This window comes from Brucella lupini (assembly GCF_002252535.1).
GTDB lineage: Bacteria > Pseudomonadota > Alphaproteobacteria > Rhizobiales > Rhizobiaceae > Brucella > Brucella anthropi.
Map to the genome: position 1 here is coordinate 153,090 of NZ_NNRN01000062.1, position 15,681 is coordinate 168,770.

Sequence of the window (15,681 nt, forward strand, 5' to 3'; positions counted from 1 at the left end):
TTTAATGCGAATTGCAGGAATGCGATAGCGCGCTTGATGCTTTAATTGGAACCAATAGCCTACCCTGCCATTAGGTCTGTAGCGGCAAATCTTATGCCGCTGAAACCAACAGGAGGATTTGATCCATGAAACAGGTCAACCCGACTGAGGCAAGGCAGGGGCGCGAAGGCAAGCCCGTTCTCATCGTGCTGCTGGTCAGTATCGCGGCGGCACTGGTCGTGTGGGTGCTGGTCGAAATCTACGGCACCGTTATTTCTCCCGATGAGAATACGCCTAATGGCGAGAACTCCCTGCCACCCGCCACGACGGAATCGGTCCCACCGGCGTCGGCGAAATGATCGTTTGCTTGCGAGTGCGCGTCGTTGGTACATTCGTCTATAGCGGAACCAAACCCAATGGTGCCCGTTGTGAAGCATGGAACAATTCTGGGCTGAATTTACGCATGAGAATGTAATCAGTTTGCCGGTGGTTCTGGCGCGGATGCTGCTGGCAACACTGCTCGGTTCCATTATCGGTCTGGAGCGGGAATGGCGTCGGCGACCGGCCGGGTTGAAAACCCATATGCTCGTCTGTCTCGCCTCCGCTACCTTCACGATTGTTTCGCTGGAACTGGTCAATGTGCCGGTATTCAACGATCAGAATATCCGGATGGACCCTTCGCGGCTCGTTGAAGCAATCACCAGCGGGGTCGCCTTTCTGGCGGCGGGGTTCATCATCTTCGCACGCGGAAAAATAACCGGCATCACGACCGGCGCCGGCATGTGGCTTGCAGCCTCAGTGGGGCTCGCCAGTGGTCTGGGCCTCTGGCATATCGCAATCATGGCGACATTGATTGCCGTCACGGTTCTGGTCGTAGTGGGCAGGATGGAAAACTCGGTTGGCCCGGACAACAGCAAAGTCGAGGACAAAAGCTCCTGAGCTGTTACCGAGCCAACAGTTTGCCGGAGTGACGGATCAAACGTCGGCGAGCGCTTCGGCGATGCTGTCCTTCAGGGCAAGGCGCTGTTTGCGCAGGTTTGTTTCTTCTTCCTGGCTTACTGGCGCAATCTTCGTTTCAGCGCGGTGGATGCGGTCATTGACGGAATCGTATTCTTCCAGAATGCGGGCAAAATGCGCATCCTTTGCCTTCAATGCGTGAATGGCGTCGAGCTGGCCGGGAAACTCTTCTCCAAGTGTATGGGGGGTGTTCGACATTCTTTAGCTCCTTCCTTTGTTGAAAAGAGCTTCGCAAGCCAGCGAGCCAAAGGCATTGATCGCGATCAAGTTGAGCGGAAAGGAATATGCGGAAACTGCATGGCTGGCATGCAAATGCCGATCTTCTAAGTTGTCAGTGCGATCCCCATCTCATGGGCACGGACCAATGAAGTGTCCGTGATGGAGAGAAAAATGTTTACCCGCTTCAATAATCGTTTCGGTCGTGCATTCGCGCAATTCGGCAGCGCCATTCGTGCTTCTGCTGCTGTGCGCGCTGGTCAGAAGCCTACTGCCCAGGACCTTGAGACGCTTGGTATCGACGTTGACCAGTTCCGTCGTATTCAGGGTTGAGCAATCAAGTAAGCGTATGTGTATCTGAGTAAAAAAGCCCCGGGTTTCCGGGGCTTTTGTTTTTAGTCTTCGTCCGTTGCCATCTGGCTCAGCAGGGCACCCTTGCCGCGCTGGCGCATGATCATCGGCACAACGACTGCTGCAATCGCCAGTGCGATCAGCACGATCGATACCCAGGAATGCACCAGAGCCATCGGGTTGCCCTGACTGATCTGCAATGCCTGACGCAGGCTCTTTTCTGCCATTGGCCCGAGGATCAGGCCAACAACAACCGGCGCGATGGGATATGAGAAGCGTCGCAGCACATAGCCCAGCACACCGAATGCCAGTAGCAGGCCGAGCTCGAATGAGACCGGCAGGCCGAACAGCATCGAAGTGGAGGCATTCGCACCGATTGTTCCAAGCGTTGCGAAAACCAGAATGCCTGCATAGAGCCAGTGGCGCGGGATGGTGAGCATCTTCACCCACAGGCCGATCAGCGGCAGGTTGAGAACCAGCAGCATCAGATTGGCCACGAGAAGGCTCGCCACCAGACCCCATACCAGCGTGGCATTGGTCACGAACAGGAGAGGGCCGGGCTGCAGGCCGAACTGCTGAAAACCGGCAAGCATGATTGCTGCCGTCGCCGTGGTTGGCAGGCCGAGCGTCAGAAGCGGCACGAGGGTGCCCGCAGCCGAAGCGTTATTGGCGGCCTCCGGTCCCGCAACGCCTTCGATAGCGCCTTTGCCGAATTCTTCCGGATGTTTCGAGAACTGCCGTTCCGCTGAATAGGAAAGGAAGCTCGACACGTCGGCGCCGCCTGCTGGCATGGCTCCGATTGGAAAGCCGATGGCGGTGCCGCGCAACCACGGCATCCATGAGCGTTTCCAGTCATTCTTGGTCATCCAGACGGAACCCTTGACCGCGATGACTTCATCCTCTGGTCGAAGCTTCTTCGATACGACCGCAAGGGTTTCACCGATGGCGAACAGCGCCACCGCCAATGTCGTGACATTGATCCCGTCGAGCAGGTTCGGCGTTCCCATGACGAGACGTGCCTGACCCGTCAGCTGATCGATGCCGATCAGGCCGAGCGCCAGTCCGATGAACAGGGACGTCAATCCGCGAAGCGTGGAATCGCCGAATGCTGCCGAGACCGTCATGAAGGCCAGAAGCATGAGCGCGAAATATTCGGACGGTCCGAAGGACAGGGCGAATTTCACGACCCATGGTGCGACAAAGGCAAGCGCCAGTGTGGCGAGCAGGCCTGCGATGAACGAGCCGATGGCCGCCGTTGCAAGCGCTGGTCCGCCACGCCCGGCCCGGGCCATCTTGTTGCCCTCCAATGCGGTGACGATGGAGGCGCTTTCTCCCGGCGTATTCAGCAGGATCGATGTGGTCGACCCGCCATACATGCCGCCGTAATAAATGCCCGCGAACATGATGAGTGAGCCGGACGGGTCCAGCTTGTAGGTAACGGGCAGGAGGAGCGCGACGGTAAGTGCAGGGCCGATACCCGGCAAAACACCGACGGCGGTGCCGAGCGTGACACCGATCAGCGCGTAAAGAAGGTTCGATGGTTCAAGCGCCACCAGAAGTCCGTTGGCGAGAAGTGCGACAGTATCCATGATGGCACTGAGCCTTTAAAGCATTTCCAGCAAAAATGCGAAGCGGTTTTGCGTAGGATAATGCGACAAAACAAGGACTTAGAGCATTTCCAATGTTTCAGTCAAAACTGGGAATGCTCTAAACGAATTGTTCGAGCCAGCCGGACGGCAGCGATAGCTGCAGGCCGCGTGCAAAGATGAACCAGATCACGAAGGCGAAGACGATGCCGACGGGAACGCTGATCCAGAATTTGCGATAGCCGAAGCCACGTGCGGTTGCTGCGAAAAGCAGGCCGGTGGACAAGGAAAAGCCGACAGTCTTCATCGTCAGCATCTGGATGGCCAGACCGCCGATGATCCATGCCATCGGGGCGATCTCCTGATGCTCTCGCTCTGGAAAATCACCGCGAAGCGCCTCGAATACGGTCCAGATGGCAAGGCCGAACAATCCGGCTGCGACGACATAGGGAACGGTTTTCGGGCCGACCGGCGAGTAGCTCGTCACGTCGTTTCCATAGGTTGTCGACCAGGCAATGGCGATGGCGACAGCGGCAAGAACAAGGGCGATGACAAGAGCGGCGAAATCTGGCGCCGCCCCTTCCGGGCGGCGCTTTTCCTGCGGTTCTGTTCCTGTCATTTGACGAGGCCGATTTCCTTGAGGATGGTTTCAGTCGCAGCGACGTCCTTGGCAAGCTGCTCCTTGAACGCCGGGCCGGCGAGATAGGTATCCGCCCAGCCCTTGTCTTTCAGAGCCTTCTGCCAGGATTCCGACTTCACCATTTTCTCGATATCGGCATTGATGGCAGCTTCCTGTTCGGCAGTGATGCCGGGAGCAGCGGCCACCATGCGCCAGTTCTGGATAGAAACGTCCACGCCGCCTTCCTTGAAGGTCGGTGCGTCGATGCCTTCCACGCGCTCGTCGCTCGAAATGCCAATGATGCGTAGCGTACCGGCCTTGATCTGGGCGTCGAATTCGCCATAGCCGGAAATGCCGACGGTTACCTGATTGCCGAGAATGGCTGCCAGTGCTTCGCCGCCGCCCGAGAAGGCGATGTAATTGACCTTGGTCGGGTCGACGCCTGCTGCCTTGGCAAAGAGGCCAGCGGTGATGTGATCGGTGCCGCCCGCAGAACCGCCGCCCCACGAAACGGAGCCCGGATCAGCCTTCAGCTTTGCCGCAAGGTCGCCAAGGTTCTGGATGTCGGAAGCAGCAGGCACGACGATGGCTTCATATTCACCGGTGAGGCGTGCAATCGGCGTGATGGCGTCGAGCGTGACCGGCGATTTGTTGGTCAGGATAGCGCCGACCATGACATAGCCACCGACGATGAGCTGGCTTGGGTCGCCCTTGTTCTGGTTCACGAACTGGGCAAGGCCGATGGTGCCACCAGCGCCCGGAACGTTGATGACCTGCACGCTGCCGGAAATCTTTTCGTCCTGAAGCGCGCTCTGCATCGTGCGCGCCGTCTGGTCCCAGCCGCCGCCTGGAGCCGCAGGCGCCAGCACCTTGTAGTCTTCTGCGGAAGCAGAGCCTGCCATAGCCAACGCCGCTACCGACGTCAGGGCCAGAATAAATCTACGCATATGTCCTCCCAGATAGAATGTATGCCGCCTCCCGGCGGACCTCCCCAAAGTCCCGCTCCTCTAGCGGGAGAAAACTACATGGAGATTAGCGAAAACAAATTCAATAGGCCAGCGCATGCGACGATAGTTTGGCCGCAATTTAAATAACGGGCTTTCGAATCGTTTGAAAACCGTGCGTTGGAAATAGCCATCGAGACCTGCTTGACGGCGACATCGGGTCAACGTAATAGTGTAACGACGGTTCCCCGACCGAGAGCGAAGGGGATTAATAGGGAACACGGTGAGGACGACCCGAAAAGGGGCCAAGACCGTGGCTGCCCCCGCAACTGTAAGCGGATTGCCGTTCATCCTCGTGACGTTGAAAGCGTCATGCCACTGTGCCGGAGAAGCGCGGGAAGGCAGATGAACAGCAGATATTCGTGAGCCAGGAGACCTGCCGTCTAGTGTTGTCCATTGTCACGGGCGGGGATGCCCGGAGCAGGAGCCGGTTATGACAGATTTCCGCGTCGCAGGACGCATCCTTCCATCGTCATCGCATGATTTCGACATGTCCCCGGATATGCCTGTCCGTCTTCCGTATCGGATTTTTTCCGCCAGCTGACAGGGCGTCTTTTTCTCATCATTTCGGGGACTTTCATGAATATTCTCGGCAAGATGCCATTTCGCGCCGCCCTCTGTGCGGTTGCGTTTCTCGCAGGCGGTTTGGCTGCACAGGCAGCGGAAACGCAATATCCGCTGACGCTGAAAAATTGCGGTCGTGACGTTACCTTCAAGCAGGCACCGAGCCGCGCGGTTGCGGTCGGCCAGAGCAGCGCAGAAATTCTTTACAGCCTTGGTCTCAGCGACAGGGTCGTCGGCACGGCAGTGTGGTTCGGGCCTGTTCTCAAAGGTTTTGAGGAGGTGAATGCCAAGGTAAAGCGGCTCGCCGATAACGATCCGAGCTTCGAAAGCGTTCTGGCGCAGAAGCCGGATATCGTAACGGCGGATTTTCAGTGGCATGTCGGCCCGACCGGCATTGTTGCGAAGCCTGAACAATTCGAGGAACTGGGCATTCCGGCCTATACATCGCCTTCCGATTGCGTTGGCAAGGACAATTCCGGCGGTGGCGACGGTGTTCGTACGGCAGCCTTCAAGATGGATATCGTCTATCAGGAAATCACCGAACTGGCGGAAATCTTCAATGTGCAGGATCGCGGCGAGAAACTCGTCGCCGACCTGAAGGCGCGCGAAGCGGCCGCGCGCGAAAAAATTGGGTCTGCTGGCGGCAAGCTGTCTGCCGTTGTCTGGTTCTCCAGCACGCAGGTCGATGCCGATCCTTACGTCGCAGGCAAGTTCGGCGCACCCGCCTATATTCTTTCGGCACTCGGCATCAAGAATGTGATCAACAGCGAGGAAGAATGGCCGACGGTTGGCTGGGAAACGATTGCAAAATCGAACCCTTCGATGATCGTGGCTGCAAAGCTGGATCGCCGTCGCTATCCGGCTGACGACATTGCCGTCAAGTACCAGTTCCTCGAGAACGATGCGGTCACGAAGCTGATGCCAGCAGTCAAGGACAAACATGTCTTCGACATGGATGCACAGTCGATGAGCACGTCGCTTCGCGTGATCGAAGGCATCGAAACACTTGCAGCCGATATCGCCGCCTCGGGCCTGAACAAGTGACGGCGCGGGTAGCGACAACAGGCTTCAAACAGAAGGGAAGGACCCGCTCCGGCGTGTTCTTCCTGGCCTTTTCGCTTGTCCTGCTTCTTCTTGCCCTTTGGCTCGGAGCGGCGATAGGCGAAACGGCGATACCACTCGATGTGGTTGCGAAAACCGTAGCCAATCGGGTGTGGAATGCCGGATATCCGCTCGAACCCATCGATGAAGGGATTGTCTGGAGCTATCGCCTCAGCCGTGCGGTTATCGCTGCATGTTGCGGCGCGTCACTCGCAATATCCGGCGTCATTCTGCAGTCGCTGCTCCGAAACTCGCTTGCCGATCCGTATATTCTGGGCATTTCCGCCGGCGCTTCGACTGGAGCCGTCGCCGTTGCCATTCTCGGCATCGGCGCTGGCGTGCTGACACTCTCGCTTGGGGCTTTCATCGGTGCCATCGTTGCTTTCTGTCTCGTGTCCCTGCTGGCGCTGCGGGCGGGGCCAGGCAGCAGCGCTATCATTCTGGCGGGTATTGCCGGTTCACAGCTTTTCAATGCGCTGACTTCGTTCATTGTCACCAAAGCTGCAAATGCGGAACAGGCGCGCGGTATCATGTTCTGGCTTTTGGGCAATCTTTCCGGGGTGCGCTGGCCCGATGTCACTCTCGCTTTGCCTGCCTGTTTGATCGGTCTTGCCATCTGTCTGTGGCATGCGCGTGCGCTCGATGCCTTCACCTTCGGAACGGAATCCGCAGCTTCTCTCGGCATACCGGTGCGCCGCGTCTATGCGGTTCTGATTGGTGTCAGCGCCATGATGACGGCGGTCATGGTTTCCATCGTCGGCTCTGTCGGCTTCATAGGCCTCGTCATTCCCCATGCGGCGCGAATGGTGGTCGGAGTTCGGCACGGCAGGTTGTTGCCCGCGGCGGCCCTTATCGGAGCAATCTTCATGATCGTTGCGGATATTCTGTCGCGTATCATTATTCCGGGTCAGGTTCTGCCGATCGGGGTTATCACGGCGTTGTTCGGTGCGCCGGCCTTCGCCCTGTTGCTTGGACAAAGGAGGGCGTCGTCATGATCCTCTCAGCATGCAATATCGGCTGGTCGGCGGGCAGTGTCGAAATCTTGCGCGATGTTTCGCTGGAAGTGGCGGAAGGTGAGTTTCTTGGCATCATAGGGCCGAATGGTTCGGGAAAGACCAGCTTTCTGTCTTTGCTTTCCGGTGTTCGTAGATGCCGCGTTGGCGAAGTGAACCTCTGCGGTGCATCCATCGACAGTTTTAGTCGTCGCGAGATTGCGCGCCAACTGGCGCTGGTCGAGCAACAGGCGGGAACAACCGAGCGCATTACGGCGCGTCAGGCGGTCGAACTCGGGCGAACGCCCTATCTTGGGGCCCTGTCGCCATGGTCGGCGGAAGACGATGCAATCGTTGACCAGGCGCTGGTCAATGTCGATATGGTCCATCTGGCTGACCGCTATTGGCACACGCTTTCCGGCGGAGAGCGGCAGCGCCTGCATATAGCGCGCGCCCTGGCGCAGGAGCCGCGGATTTTGCTTCTGGACGAACCGACCAATCATCTCGATATCGGGCACCAGATCGGGTTGCTTGATCTTGTCAGCCGCCAAAAACTGACAGTCGTGGCCGCCTTGCATGACCTGAACCATGCCGCGATGTTCTGCGACCGAATCGCGGTGATGGACAAGGGCAATCTCGTCGCGCTCGGCACACCGCGAGAGGTGTTGCGGGCAGAGCGCATCGCCGAAGTCTTCGGTGTCGATGTCGACGTCGAATATCAGGGCATCAGCGGCTGTCACATCCGCTATCGTGCTCCGGGCCAGCGCCCGTTGGAACTCAGACATTCTGCATGATCGGTCAGGCTGCAAGTCATTGTTTCGGTTGCTGCGGTACTTCTAATAAACGGGAAATAAATAGGATCATGAAATAGGTATTACTAATATTAAGATTGATGATTTCGGGTAACATCATGAAAAGTTGTAGCTTTTTCAGAGTTTACTCACAGTAATGTGAGTGATTTTGTTGACAAACTGTTTCCATCGCGTTGACGGTTGCGCTATACAACCTCAGCGCATCAGGGCATGCATTCACTTGTAAGGCTGCGGCCTTTCTTGCTGAGTGCAGGCTGAAGGACAGAAGAGATCATTCTTTGATTTGTTCCGTCATTCACGGTTCTGATATGCGGGTCGCTCCGGTTTTTGGGCCGGGAAGATCCGTTTTAAATAAAGAAACCTTATTGGCAGGTTCGCATGAATGCGACTTGCGGCGAATGCAGTTTTTTCAATGAATTATTATACTTATAAAGAGCGGCGGCTTTTCGTTTTGGAAAGCCGCCGTTGTTTTATCAAGGATATTGGGCGCCAGTGACTGTGAGATAGACCGCATAAAGCGACTTCGTTGCTGTGATGAACAGTCGATTGCGGCGTGGATCGCCGAAAGTCACATTGGCGACCGTTTGCGGCGTCCTGATCTTGCCGAGAAGCGCCCCTTCCGGCGAAAAGCAGTGCACACCATCACCAGCACTGGTCCACAAGTTCCCGTCCGTATCGAAACGAAAACCATCCGGCAGGCCATTGTCGATGGTGCAGAAAACCGTGCCACCCGTCAGGCGCTTACCACCATCCACAACGTCGAAGACACGGATGTGGCGCGGCGCGTTGTCATCGTGGCTATAGGCGCTGTCGGCGACATAGAGCCGGGTTTCATCCGGCGAGAAGGCGAGGCCATTCGGCTGGTGGAAGTCGGTTACGACGGCATTGATCTCGCCAGTCTTCGGGTCCAGCCGATAGACATTGCGCGTCGGCTGTTCCGGGTCGGCCTTATAGCCTTCGTAATCGGCCATGATGCCGTAGGTCGGATCGGTGAACCAGATCGTTCCATCCGAGCGCACGATGACGTCGTTAGGCGCATTGAGCTTCTTGCCCTGATAGCTGTCCGCCAGCACAGTGATGCTGCCATCTGGTTCCGTACGGGTGACGCGGCGACCGCCATGCTCGCAGGTGACGAGGCGTCCTTCACGATCACGGGTGTTGCCGTTGGAGAAATTGGAGGGCTGGCGGAACACTGAAACGCCGCCATCTGGGACCCAGCGCAGGATGCGCTGGTTCGGAATGTCGCTCCACAAAAGGCAGTTCTGGTCACCGAACCACACCGGACCTTCCGCCCAGCGGCAGCCGCTATAAAGTTCGTCCAGATCGGCGCTCGGCACGATCATCTGCTTGAAGCGTTCGTCGTGGATTTCGTAAATCGAAACAGTCTGAGACAAGGGAGATACTCCGAAGATAATTAGCGCTCGGCGCGTCGACCACTGGCGAGGATGATCACCGCAATGATGGTGAGGCCAGTCAGGACAAGACGGACACCGGCGCCGAAGCCGTAGGTGTTGAGCATCGAAACTATGAGGAACATGAAGAGGGCGGCACCCCAAATACCTGGGATGTTGGAATCACCGCCTGCAACCGCCGTGCCGCCGATGATGACGACGGCAATTGACATCAAAAGATATTCCGCGCCCATGTTCAGCGCTGCACCGCCCGAAAAGCAGGCAAGCAGAAAGCCGCAGAGCGAAGCGAGCACTGCACAAAGCAGATAGGTTACGAAGCGGGTGCCATCGACCGGAACGCCCGCCATGCGCGCAGCGAAAGGATTCTGGCCAATTGCCGAAATCCAACGTCCATAGATGCTCTTCTTCAACAGTACCCAGCCAATGACTGACAGGATCAGCGCCACGAGGGCGACATTGGGAACGCCAAGCGTGGAGGATGTCGTGAACTGCGCTAGGCTTTCCGGCGGTTTCACGCGCAGGCCGCGATTGCTCCAGATGGCGGTGGACTGGATCAGGAAGCTCATCGACAAGGTGGCGATGATGGGCGGAATGCGTAGAAGCTTGATCAGCGCATAATTGCAGATGCCAATGGCAACACCAACCAGAATGGCAACACCAAGCCCCGCCAGCACCATGCCATCCTGCGTATCCATGAGCTTGAGCGCCAGTGTTGCGGCGAGCGTCATATTGGCCGGGACCGACAGATCGATATTGCCGGGTCCGAGCGTGATGACGAACATCTGGCCGAGACCGACAATCACCGAAAAGGACGCGAAAGTGAAAGCTGCGTGGGAGAGCCCGTGCGCGCCAGCGCCGCCGGTAAAGAGGATGGTGATGATCCAGACGACGGCAGTGGCGATGAACGACCATATCCACGGACGGTTGATCAGGATGGTGAGACCGCTCATTGCTTTTTCTCCCTCTTTTCGAGGCGATTGAGGAAAAGGCGCAATGCCAGCACCACGATGAGAATGCCGCCTTGCGCACCGATCTGCCAGTCCGGCGAAATGCGCATAAAGGATAGGAAGGATCCGGCAAGCGTCAGCGTCAGTGCGCCGATGACGGCTCCGATAGGCGATACGCGTCCGCCGACGAATTCACCACCGCCGAGAATAACGCCTGCGATAGACAGAAGCGTATAACGTAACGCGATATTGGCATCGGCCGATGTGGTGAGACCGACGAGTGCAATCCCGGCCAGCACTGCGAAGAAGGCCGCCAGTGCATAGGTTCCGGCGCGGATCATGGTCACAGACCAGCCCGCACGTTCTATGGAACGGCTGTTACCGCCCGCGCCACGCATCAGCACGCCGAAGGTCGAACGCATGACGATGAAATGCGTGACGACCGCGATCAGGATGCTGGCGACAATGGCCATCGGCATGAAAGGCGGCTTGGCGGTCATGATCCAGCGCGCCCAGTCCGGCGCCTGTCCGCCGGGCGAGGGCAGCAGCAGAACGGCAAACCCGCCCCAGACGAAGCTCATGCCAAGCGTGACGACGATGGAAGGCAGATTGCGCAGGTGGATCAGCGCGCCAAGCGCCGCATAAGCTGCAATGGCTGCGGCAAGGATCAGCATTCCGATGATGGGCGCAGTGTTGAGATAGGTTGCGGCAACACAGACCACGAAACTCACGAAGGTGCCCATCGAGAGGTCGAGGTCGTTGACCGCCATGATGAGCATCTGGGCGATGGTCGCTAGCGCAATGGGGACGGCCAGATTGAACAGCAGATTCAGCCCGGTATAGCTCATGGCGCGTGGTTGCATGTAGAAGACGGCGGCAAGCAGCAGAACCAGCGAGAAAACCGGCGTCAGCAGGCGGATGGAGGAAGAGGAAAGGCGCATTATTCGTGACCTCCCTCAAATGATGCTGCAAGCACGTTCTTTTCCGTAATGTCTTCGCCGGTCAGTTCCGCAACGATAGCGCCGTCGCGGAAAACATAGACACGGTCGCAAAGTTCGATTTCGTCCATTTCGGTGGAGTACCAGACGAAGGTGCGTCCGTTGTCAGCCTCATGGCGCAGGATTTCATAGACTTCCTGCTTGGTGCCGACATCGACGCCACGCATTGGATCGTCCATCAAAATAGTGTTGGCGCTGGTTGCCAGTGCGCGGGCGAAAAGCACTTTCTGCTGGTTGCCACCCGACAGTGACAGGATGCGGTTACCCATATCCGGCGTGCGTATCTGGATACGGTCTTTCCAGTCGCTGCTGAGGACATCTTCCCGCTTCTGGTCCACGAGTTTCAGCGACGACAGCCGGTCCAGCGAGCCGATGGTGAGATTGTGCAGGATGCTCCACAGCGGGAAGGTGCCGTTGAGGCTGCGGTCGCCAGCAACGAAGGCGATTTCGCAATTGCGTGCCGGAACCCAGTTCGGTCGCCGCGCATAGTAGAGATCGAGCAGCATCCTGGTCTGTCCGTGTCCGGCCAGCCCGGCGAGGCCGATGACTTCGCCCTTGAAAGCCTCAAACGGCTTGATGTCGCTGGCGCGCTTGGCAAAGGACAGAACGGGCGTGCCGCTCGTGTCGGTCTTTGCAACGCGGCGCGCAGCCTTTTCGCGCTCGACGCTGCCCATGGCTTCGACGAGGCTGCGATTGGTGAAATCGCCCGCAGCGCGGTTGGCGACCACCTTTCCGTCCTTCATCACCACGATGCGGTCGGAGGTTGAGAGGATTTCACCCAACATATGCGAAATCAGGATAACGGCGCCGCCGGTGCTGACAAAACGGCGCACATAGGCCATGAGCTGCGCGGCAATGCCTGCATCAAGCGAAGAGGTCGGCTCATCGAGAATAACCAGTTTTGGCGCAGTGCCGGGCGCGGTAAAGTTGATGGCGATTTCGACCATCTGCCGCTCGGCGATGGAAAGCTCGTCGATGGTGGCGCCGCTGTCGATCTTGTGACCGGGGAAAATCTCGTCGAGCTTTTTGGAAATCAGTTCGACGGCCTTGCCGCGCCAGCCAGCGCCGGTCAGATCGCGCTGCATGATGCGGACATTTTCGGCAATGGTCAGGTTCGGAAACAGCGACAATTCCTGAAAGACGCAGCGCACGCCGTGCTTGCGCGCCATCGCTACGCCGTGTCCTGCTTCCTCATGATAGGAAACGCTGCCTTCATGTGGCGACAACCCGCCATTGATGACATTGACGATGGTGGATTTGCCCGCGCCATTGTGGCCGACCAGCCCGACGCATTCACCTTCGCGGATCACGAGCTCAGCGCCATCCAGTGCTTTCACCGCACCGAACTGCACGCGAATATTGCGCGCGGCGACGACCTCCCGTTTCTCTGCTGTTTCTGTCATACGCTCAACTGATTGCTGGAAATGCTGAAGAATAGACGATGGAAAAGGGCGGGAACGAAACCCGCCCCAATCGCTCGATTATGTGAGGCCCGGCTTACTTGGCCGCGTCGATAACCTTCTGCGCGTCTTCCAGCGAATATTCGACATTGGCGACGCCACCCTTCTGGGTGTTGGCCAGATCCTTGTCGAGCGATTCCTGGCTGACGCTGAGGAACGGAACCACGAGGTCCTTCTTCACGTCCTTGCCGTCGAGAATCTGCTGGGCAACCCAGAAAGCAAGCGTTGAAACGCCGGGTGCAATCGAAACCGACATGGTTTCGTAGCCATTGGCGTCCTTCTGTTGCTTCCACCACTGCAGTTCGTCTTCACGGTTGCCCATGATGATGATCGGCGTTTCGCGCTTGGCGGCGGCGAAGGCCTGCGCAGCGCCATAGCCGTCACCGCCTTGCGTCACGACTGCGTCGATTTTCGGCAGGCTTGGGAGGATGCCAGCGACGGCACGCTGTGCCACGTCCGCCGCCCAGTCGCCATTGACGGAGCCGACGATCTTGAATTTCGGATGCTTCTTCACGCCTTCTTCGATGCCAGCATGGATATTGTCATCGACCGAAACACCGGCAAGACCGCGAATTTCAAGCAGGTTGCCGCCATCGGGGAAGCGCTTTGCGAGATAATCGATCTGGCCTTCGCCCATTGCCTTGAAATCGACCGCGATGCGCCATGCGCAAGGCTCCGTGACGGTGCCGTCAAAGGAAACGACCGTGATGCCCGCATCGCAGGCTTCCTTGATTGCACCGTTCAAAGCGGTTGGCGAAGCGGCATTGATGACGATGGCATCATAGCCCTGCAGGATCATGTTCTGGATCTGTGCGGCCTGTTCTGTGGCCTGATTTTCAGCCGTCGTGAACGGGTCAGCCGCAGCGACCACACCGGCCTTCACGGCTTCCTTGGTGATCTTGTCCCAGCTTTGCAGCATGGCCTGGCGCCATGAGTTGCCAGCATAATTGTTGGAGAATGCAATCTTCTTCGACGATGTGTCAGCCATCGCGCTGCCAGCGGCGAGAACGCCTGCCAGTGCTGCGGATGCGAAAAGGATTCTTGCGAGTTTCATTCTTTCCTCCCGGTTGCCAGTGTACGACCCGCAGCGCCCCGGCACTTCGGATCGTCTGAATTGATTATGATGCGAGCCTCCCGCACCGCCGCTCCTCAACGGCACCAGTCTGCACCTGACGCGATTTTACGCTCTTGTCTTGCGGGCAATTTTCTGGTGAAGCGAGGATGAAAGAAGAGAAGCCTTCTGTGAAGGCCGAATGAAGCAACTGTCTTGCGGGTTCCCGCAGCAAAATTGCGGGAACCCGCAAGACGCGCCGAGGATGTGACGGCGTATTATAGTGCTTCAGGAGCAATTTGCGTTTGGAGGAGAAACGCTTGGCCGAACTCGTGCCCCAGAGGTTGCTCGACCACTATCTGAATATTTCCAGATTGCTGGCGGGACAACTCGACTTCGATTCCATTATTCAGGCGGTGGCGGCGGAAATCACGCATATCGTGCCCTATGATCATCTGGACGTTTGCATCAAGATGGTCGATGGCAAGTTCCACATCGCCTATGAGAGCGGCATATCGACGGCCTGGAGCCGTAATCCTCCCGCTCTGTTGTCGGGCAGTCCCATTCGAACGGTGCTCTCCGGCGAAGTCGACCATCTTCTGACCGACGATGCGCGCACCGATCAGCGTTTTCACTTTGAAGGTTCCTTTTCCAGTCCGATCATCGAGCATGATCTGAAAGGCCGCCTGCATGTGCCCTTGAAGGCGCAGGGCGATATTATCGGCGCGCTCAGCTGTTCCAGTCTCGCGCCCGCCTGCTACACCATGCGGGACGTGGAAAACGCCCAGTCGATTGCCGATCTGCTTGCACCATATTTTTTTGCGATCCGCGCGGCGGAACAGGCCAAGCGTTCCGCTATCGTGGAAACGGAAGCGCGCGCTCGCGAGGAAGGCTTGCGTTTCGGCGCGTTGAAGCTGACCGAAGCGCTGGAGACAGAGCGCCATCGCATCGGTATGGATTTGCATGATCAGACGCTGGCCGACCTGACACGCCTTGCGCGTCACGTGGAGCGACTTACCCATGCACCGGACCTCTCGGGCGAGCAGCTTGAACCGCTGTTTCGCGGGCTGCAGCATTGCATGCACGATCTCAGGCAAATCATTGAAGAAGCTAAGCCTTCAATTCTTCAGCTGTTCGGTTTTGTGCAAGCGACGGAAAACCATCTTGACCGTTCGGTGCGCGACAGTGGATCGTCCATCGAGTGGACGCTGGACGACTGCAGCGACGGCATGGCCGATCGGCTGGAGGAAACGGTTGCGACTTCGCTGTTCCGCATCGTGCAGGAAGCGATCAACAATACGATCCGCCATGCTCATGCCAGCCGGTTGCGGGTTACGTTTCGCGACAAGGGCGGTCGCCTGCACGTCGAAGTCGCTGACAATGGCATCGGCATGGATCGCCAGGTGCAACGTTCCAGTGACCGGCATGGCGTCGGACATGGGATCGACAATATGCGCACGCGCGCGCGGTTGATTTCTGCAAGTTTTGCTATCAGGAAAAATGGGGAAGGCGGTGGCACCAGCGTGACGATCCATCTGCCTGTGGAAATGTGCCGGGAGACGGGAGGGTAAA

Annotated in this window: 16 protein-coding genes and 1 riboswitch; of the genes, 7 read left to right on the forward strand and 9 right to left on the reverse strand. The window is 57.8% G+C overall.

The genetic code is table 11. The features are described 5' to 3' along the window. Nucleotides 1–125: 125 nt before the first annotated feature. Nucleotides 126–338 carry a hypothetical protein gene (locus tag CES86_RS24170; RefSeq protein WP_010659108.1) on the forward strand — a complete coding sequence of 71 codons (213 nt, stop codon included), beginning with the start codon at nucleotides 126–128 and terminating at the stop codon, nucleotides 336–338. 76 nt (nucleotides 339–414) lie between these two features. Further along, on the forward strand, nucleotides 415–918 hold the full coding sequence (locus CES86_RS24175; protein WP_012093272.1) for an MgtC/SapB family protein: 504 nt from the start codon (nucleotides 415–417) through the stop codon (nucleotides 916–918). A gap of 36 nt (nucleotides 919–954) precedes the next feature. Here CES86_RS24175 and CES86_RS24180 read toward each other — a convergent pair whose 3' ends face one another. Further along, nucleotides 955–1,194 carry a YdcH family protein gene (locus CES86_RS24180; protein WP_012093271.1) on the reverse strand — a complete coding sequence of 80 codons (240 nt, stop codon included), beginning with the start codon at nucleotides 1,192–1,194 and terminating at the stop codon, nucleotides 955–957. A gap of 192 nt (nucleotides 1,195–1,386) precedes the next feature. Here CES86_RS24180 and CES86_RS27640 point away from each other — a divergent pair, with 192 nt between their 5' ends. Beyond that, entirely contained in the window at nucleotides 1,387–1,545 is a 159-nt protein-coding gene (locus CES86_RS27640) for a hypothetical protein (protein WP_167387152.1), read from the forward strand. Between the two features lie 62 nt (nucleotides 1,546–1,607). On the opposite strand, the gene CES86_RS24190 is transcribed toward CES86_RS27640, so the two are convergent. From CES86_RS24190 to CES86_RS24200, 3 genes are all read right to left on the reverse strand, one after another. Next, a complete protein-coding gene (locus CES86_RS24190) occupies nucleotides 1,608–3,152 on the reverse strand; it encodes a tripartite tricarboxylate transporter permease (RefSeq protein WP_010659104.1) in 1,545 nt (514 codons plus the stop codon). 118 nt (nucleotides 3,153–3,270) lie between these two features. Then, the gene (locus CES86_RS24195) at nucleotides 3,271–3,768 is read right to left on the reverse strand and encodes a tripartite tricarboxylate transporter TctB family protein (protein WP_010659103.1); all 498 of its coding nucleotides are present in this window, start codon (nucleotides 3,766–3,768) and stop codon (nucleotides 3,271–3,273) included. Then, entirely contained in the window at nucleotides 3,765–4,715 is a 951-nt protein-coding gene (locus CES86_RS24200; RefSeq protein ID WP_094515615.1) for a Bug family tripartite tricarboxylate transporter substrate binding protein, read from the reverse strand. The genes CES86_RS24195 and CES86_RS24200 overlap by 4 nt, the downstream gene beginning before the upstream one ends. A 221-nt stretch (nucleotides 4,716–4,936) precedes the next feature. Then, nucleotides 4,937–5,170: riboswitch (cobalamin riboswitch) on the forward strand. A gap of 181 nt (nucleotides 5,171–5,351) precedes the next feature. Between CES86_RS24200 and CES86_RS24205 the strand changes: the two genes are divergently transcribed. From CES86_RS24205 to CES86_RS24215, 3 genes are read left to right on the forward strand one after another with little or no spacing between them, the layout of a single operon-like run. Then, nucleotides 5,352–6,380 (forward strand): ABC transporter substrate-binding protein, encoded by a 1,029-nt coding sequence (locus tag CES86_RS24205; protein ID WP_094515616.1) that lies wholly within the window; start codon nucleotides 5,352–5,354, stop codon nucleotides 6,378–6,380. Then, complete coding sequence (locus CES86_RS24210; RefSeq protein ID WP_094515617.1) at nucleotides 6,377–7,432, forward strand: FecCD family ABC transporter permease; 1,056 nt, start codon at nucleotides 6,377–6,379, stop codon at nucleotides 7,430–7,432. Before CES86_RS24205 ends, CES86_RS24210 begins: the two co-directional genes overlap by 4 nt. Continuing rightward, nucleotides 7,429–8,223, forward strand: a complete 795-nt coding sequence (locus tag CES86_RS24215; RefSeq protein ID WP_094515618.1) for an ABC transporter ATP-binding protein — start codon at nucleotides 7,429–7,431, stop codon at nucleotides 8,221–8,223. The genes CES86_RS24210 and CES86_RS24215 overlap by 4 nt, the downstream gene beginning before the upstream one ends. Before the next feature lie 491 nt (nucleotides 8,224–8,714). Here CES86_RS24215 and CES86_RS24220 read toward each other — a convergent pair whose 3' ends face one another. The 5 genes from CES86_RS24220 to CES86_RS24240 form a co-directional block, all read right to left on the reverse strand. Continuing rightward, nucleotides 8,715–9,584, reverse strand: coding sequence for an SMP-30/gluconolactonase/LRE family protein (locus tag CES86_RS24220; protein ID WP_094515824.1), 870 nt, complete (start codon nucleotides 9,582–9,584; stop codon nucleotides 8,715–8,717). A gap of 71 nt (nucleotides 9,585–9,655) precedes the next feature. Beyond that, on the reverse strand, nucleotides 9,656–10,603 hold the full coding sequence (locus CES86_RS24225; protein WP_094515619.1) for an ABC transporter permease: 948 nt from the start codon (nucleotides 10,601–10,603) through the stop codon (nucleotides 9,656–9,658). After that, entirely contained in the window at nucleotides 10,600–11,541 is a 942-nt protein-coding gene (locus CES86_RS24230; protein ID WP_012093264.1) for an ABC transporter permease, read from the reverse strand. The genes CES86_RS24225 and CES86_RS24230 overlap by 4 nt, the downstream gene beginning before the upstream one ends. Next, nucleotides 11,541–13,001 (reverse strand): sugar ABC transporter ATP-binding protein, encoded by a 1,461-nt coding sequence (locus CES86_RS24235; protein ID WP_094515620.1) that lies wholly within the window; start codon nucleotides 12,999–13,001, stop codon nucleotides 11,541–11,543. The genes CES86_RS24230 and CES86_RS24235 overlap by 1 nt, the downstream gene beginning before the upstream one ends. A 94-nt stretch (nucleotides 13,002–13,095) precedes the next feature. Continuing rightward, on the reverse strand, nucleotides 13,096–14,112 hold the full coding sequence (locus CES86_RS24240; RefSeq protein WP_012093262.1) for an ABC transporter substrate-binding protein: 1,017 nt from the start codon (nucleotides 14,110–14,112) through the stop codon (nucleotides 13,096–13,098). 317 nt (nucleotides 14,113–14,429) lie between these two features. On the opposite strand from CES86_RS24240, the gene CES86_RS24245 reads away from it, so the two are divergent. Further along, nucleotides 14,430–15,680, forward strand: a complete 1,251-nt coding sequence (locus CES86_RS24245; protein WP_094515621.1) for a GAF domain-containing sensor histidine kinase — start codon at nucleotides 14,430–14,432, stop codon at nucleotides 15,678–15,680. Nucleotide 15,681 lies beyond the last annotated feature (1 nt).

What these genes read in the sequence shown, in the direction of transcription:
- CES86_RS24170 (WP_010659108.1), top strand. Translation starts at nt 126, where the DNA reads ATGAAACAGGTCAACCCGACTGAGGCAAGGCAGGGGCGCGAAGGCAAG.
- CES86_RS24175 (WP_012093272.1), top strand. Translation starts at nt 415, where the DNA reads ATGGAACAATTCTGGGCTGAATTTACGCATGAGAATGTAATCAGTTTG.
- CES86_RS24180 (WP_012093271.1), bottom strand. Translation starts at nt 1,194, where the DNA reads ATGTCGAACACCCCCCATACACTTGGAGAAGAGTTTCCCGGCCAGCTC.
- CES86_RS27640 (WP_167387152.1), top strand. Translation starts at nt 1,387, where the DNA reads ATGTTTACCCGCTTCAATAATCGTTTCGGTCGTGCATTCGCGCAATTC.
- CES86_RS24190 (WP_010659104.1), bottom strand. Translation starts at nt 3,152, where the DNA reads ATGGATACTGTCGCACTTCTCGCCAACGGACTTCTGGTGGCGCTTGAA.
- CES86_RS24195 (WP_010659103.1), bottom strand. Translation starts at nt 3,768, where the DNA reads ATGACAGGAACAGAACCGCAGGAAAAGCGCCGCCCGGAAGGGGCGGCG.
- CES86_RS24200 (WP_094515615.1), bottom strand. Translation starts at nt 4,715, where the DNA reads ATGCGTAGATTTATTCTGGCCCTGACGTCGGTAGCGGCGTTGGCTATG.
- CES86_RS24205 (WP_094515616.1), top strand. Translation starts at nt 5,352, where the DNA reads ATGAATATTCTCGGCAAGATGCCATTTCGCGCCGCCCTCTGTGCGGTT.
- CES86_RS24215 (WP_094515618.1), top strand. Translation starts at nt 7,429, where the DNA reads ATGATCCTCTCAGCATGCAATATCGGCTGGTCGGCGGGCAGTGTCGAA.
- CES86_RS24220 (WP_094515824.1), bottom strand. Translation starts at nt 9,584, where the DNA reads ATGATCGTGCCGAGCGCCGATCTGGACGAACTTTATAGCGGCTGCCGC.
- CES86_RS24225 (WP_094515619.1), bottom strand. Translation starts at nt 10,603, where the DNA reads ATGAGCGGTCTCACCATCCTGATCAACCGTCCGTGGATATGGTCGTTC.
- CES86_RS24230 (WP_012093264.1), bottom strand. Translation starts at nt 11,541, where the DNA reads ATGCGCCTTTCCTCTTCCTCCATCCGCCTGCTGACGCCGGTTTTCTCG.
- CES86_RS24235 (WP_094515620.1), bottom strand. Translation starts at nt 13,001, where the DNA reads ATGACAGAAACAGCAGAGAAACGGGAGGTCGTCGCCGCGCGCAATATT.
- CES86_RS24240 (WP_012093262.1), bottom strand. Translation starts at nt 14,112, where the DNA reads ATGAAACTCGCAAGAATCCTTTTCGCATCCGCAGCACTGGCAGGCGTT.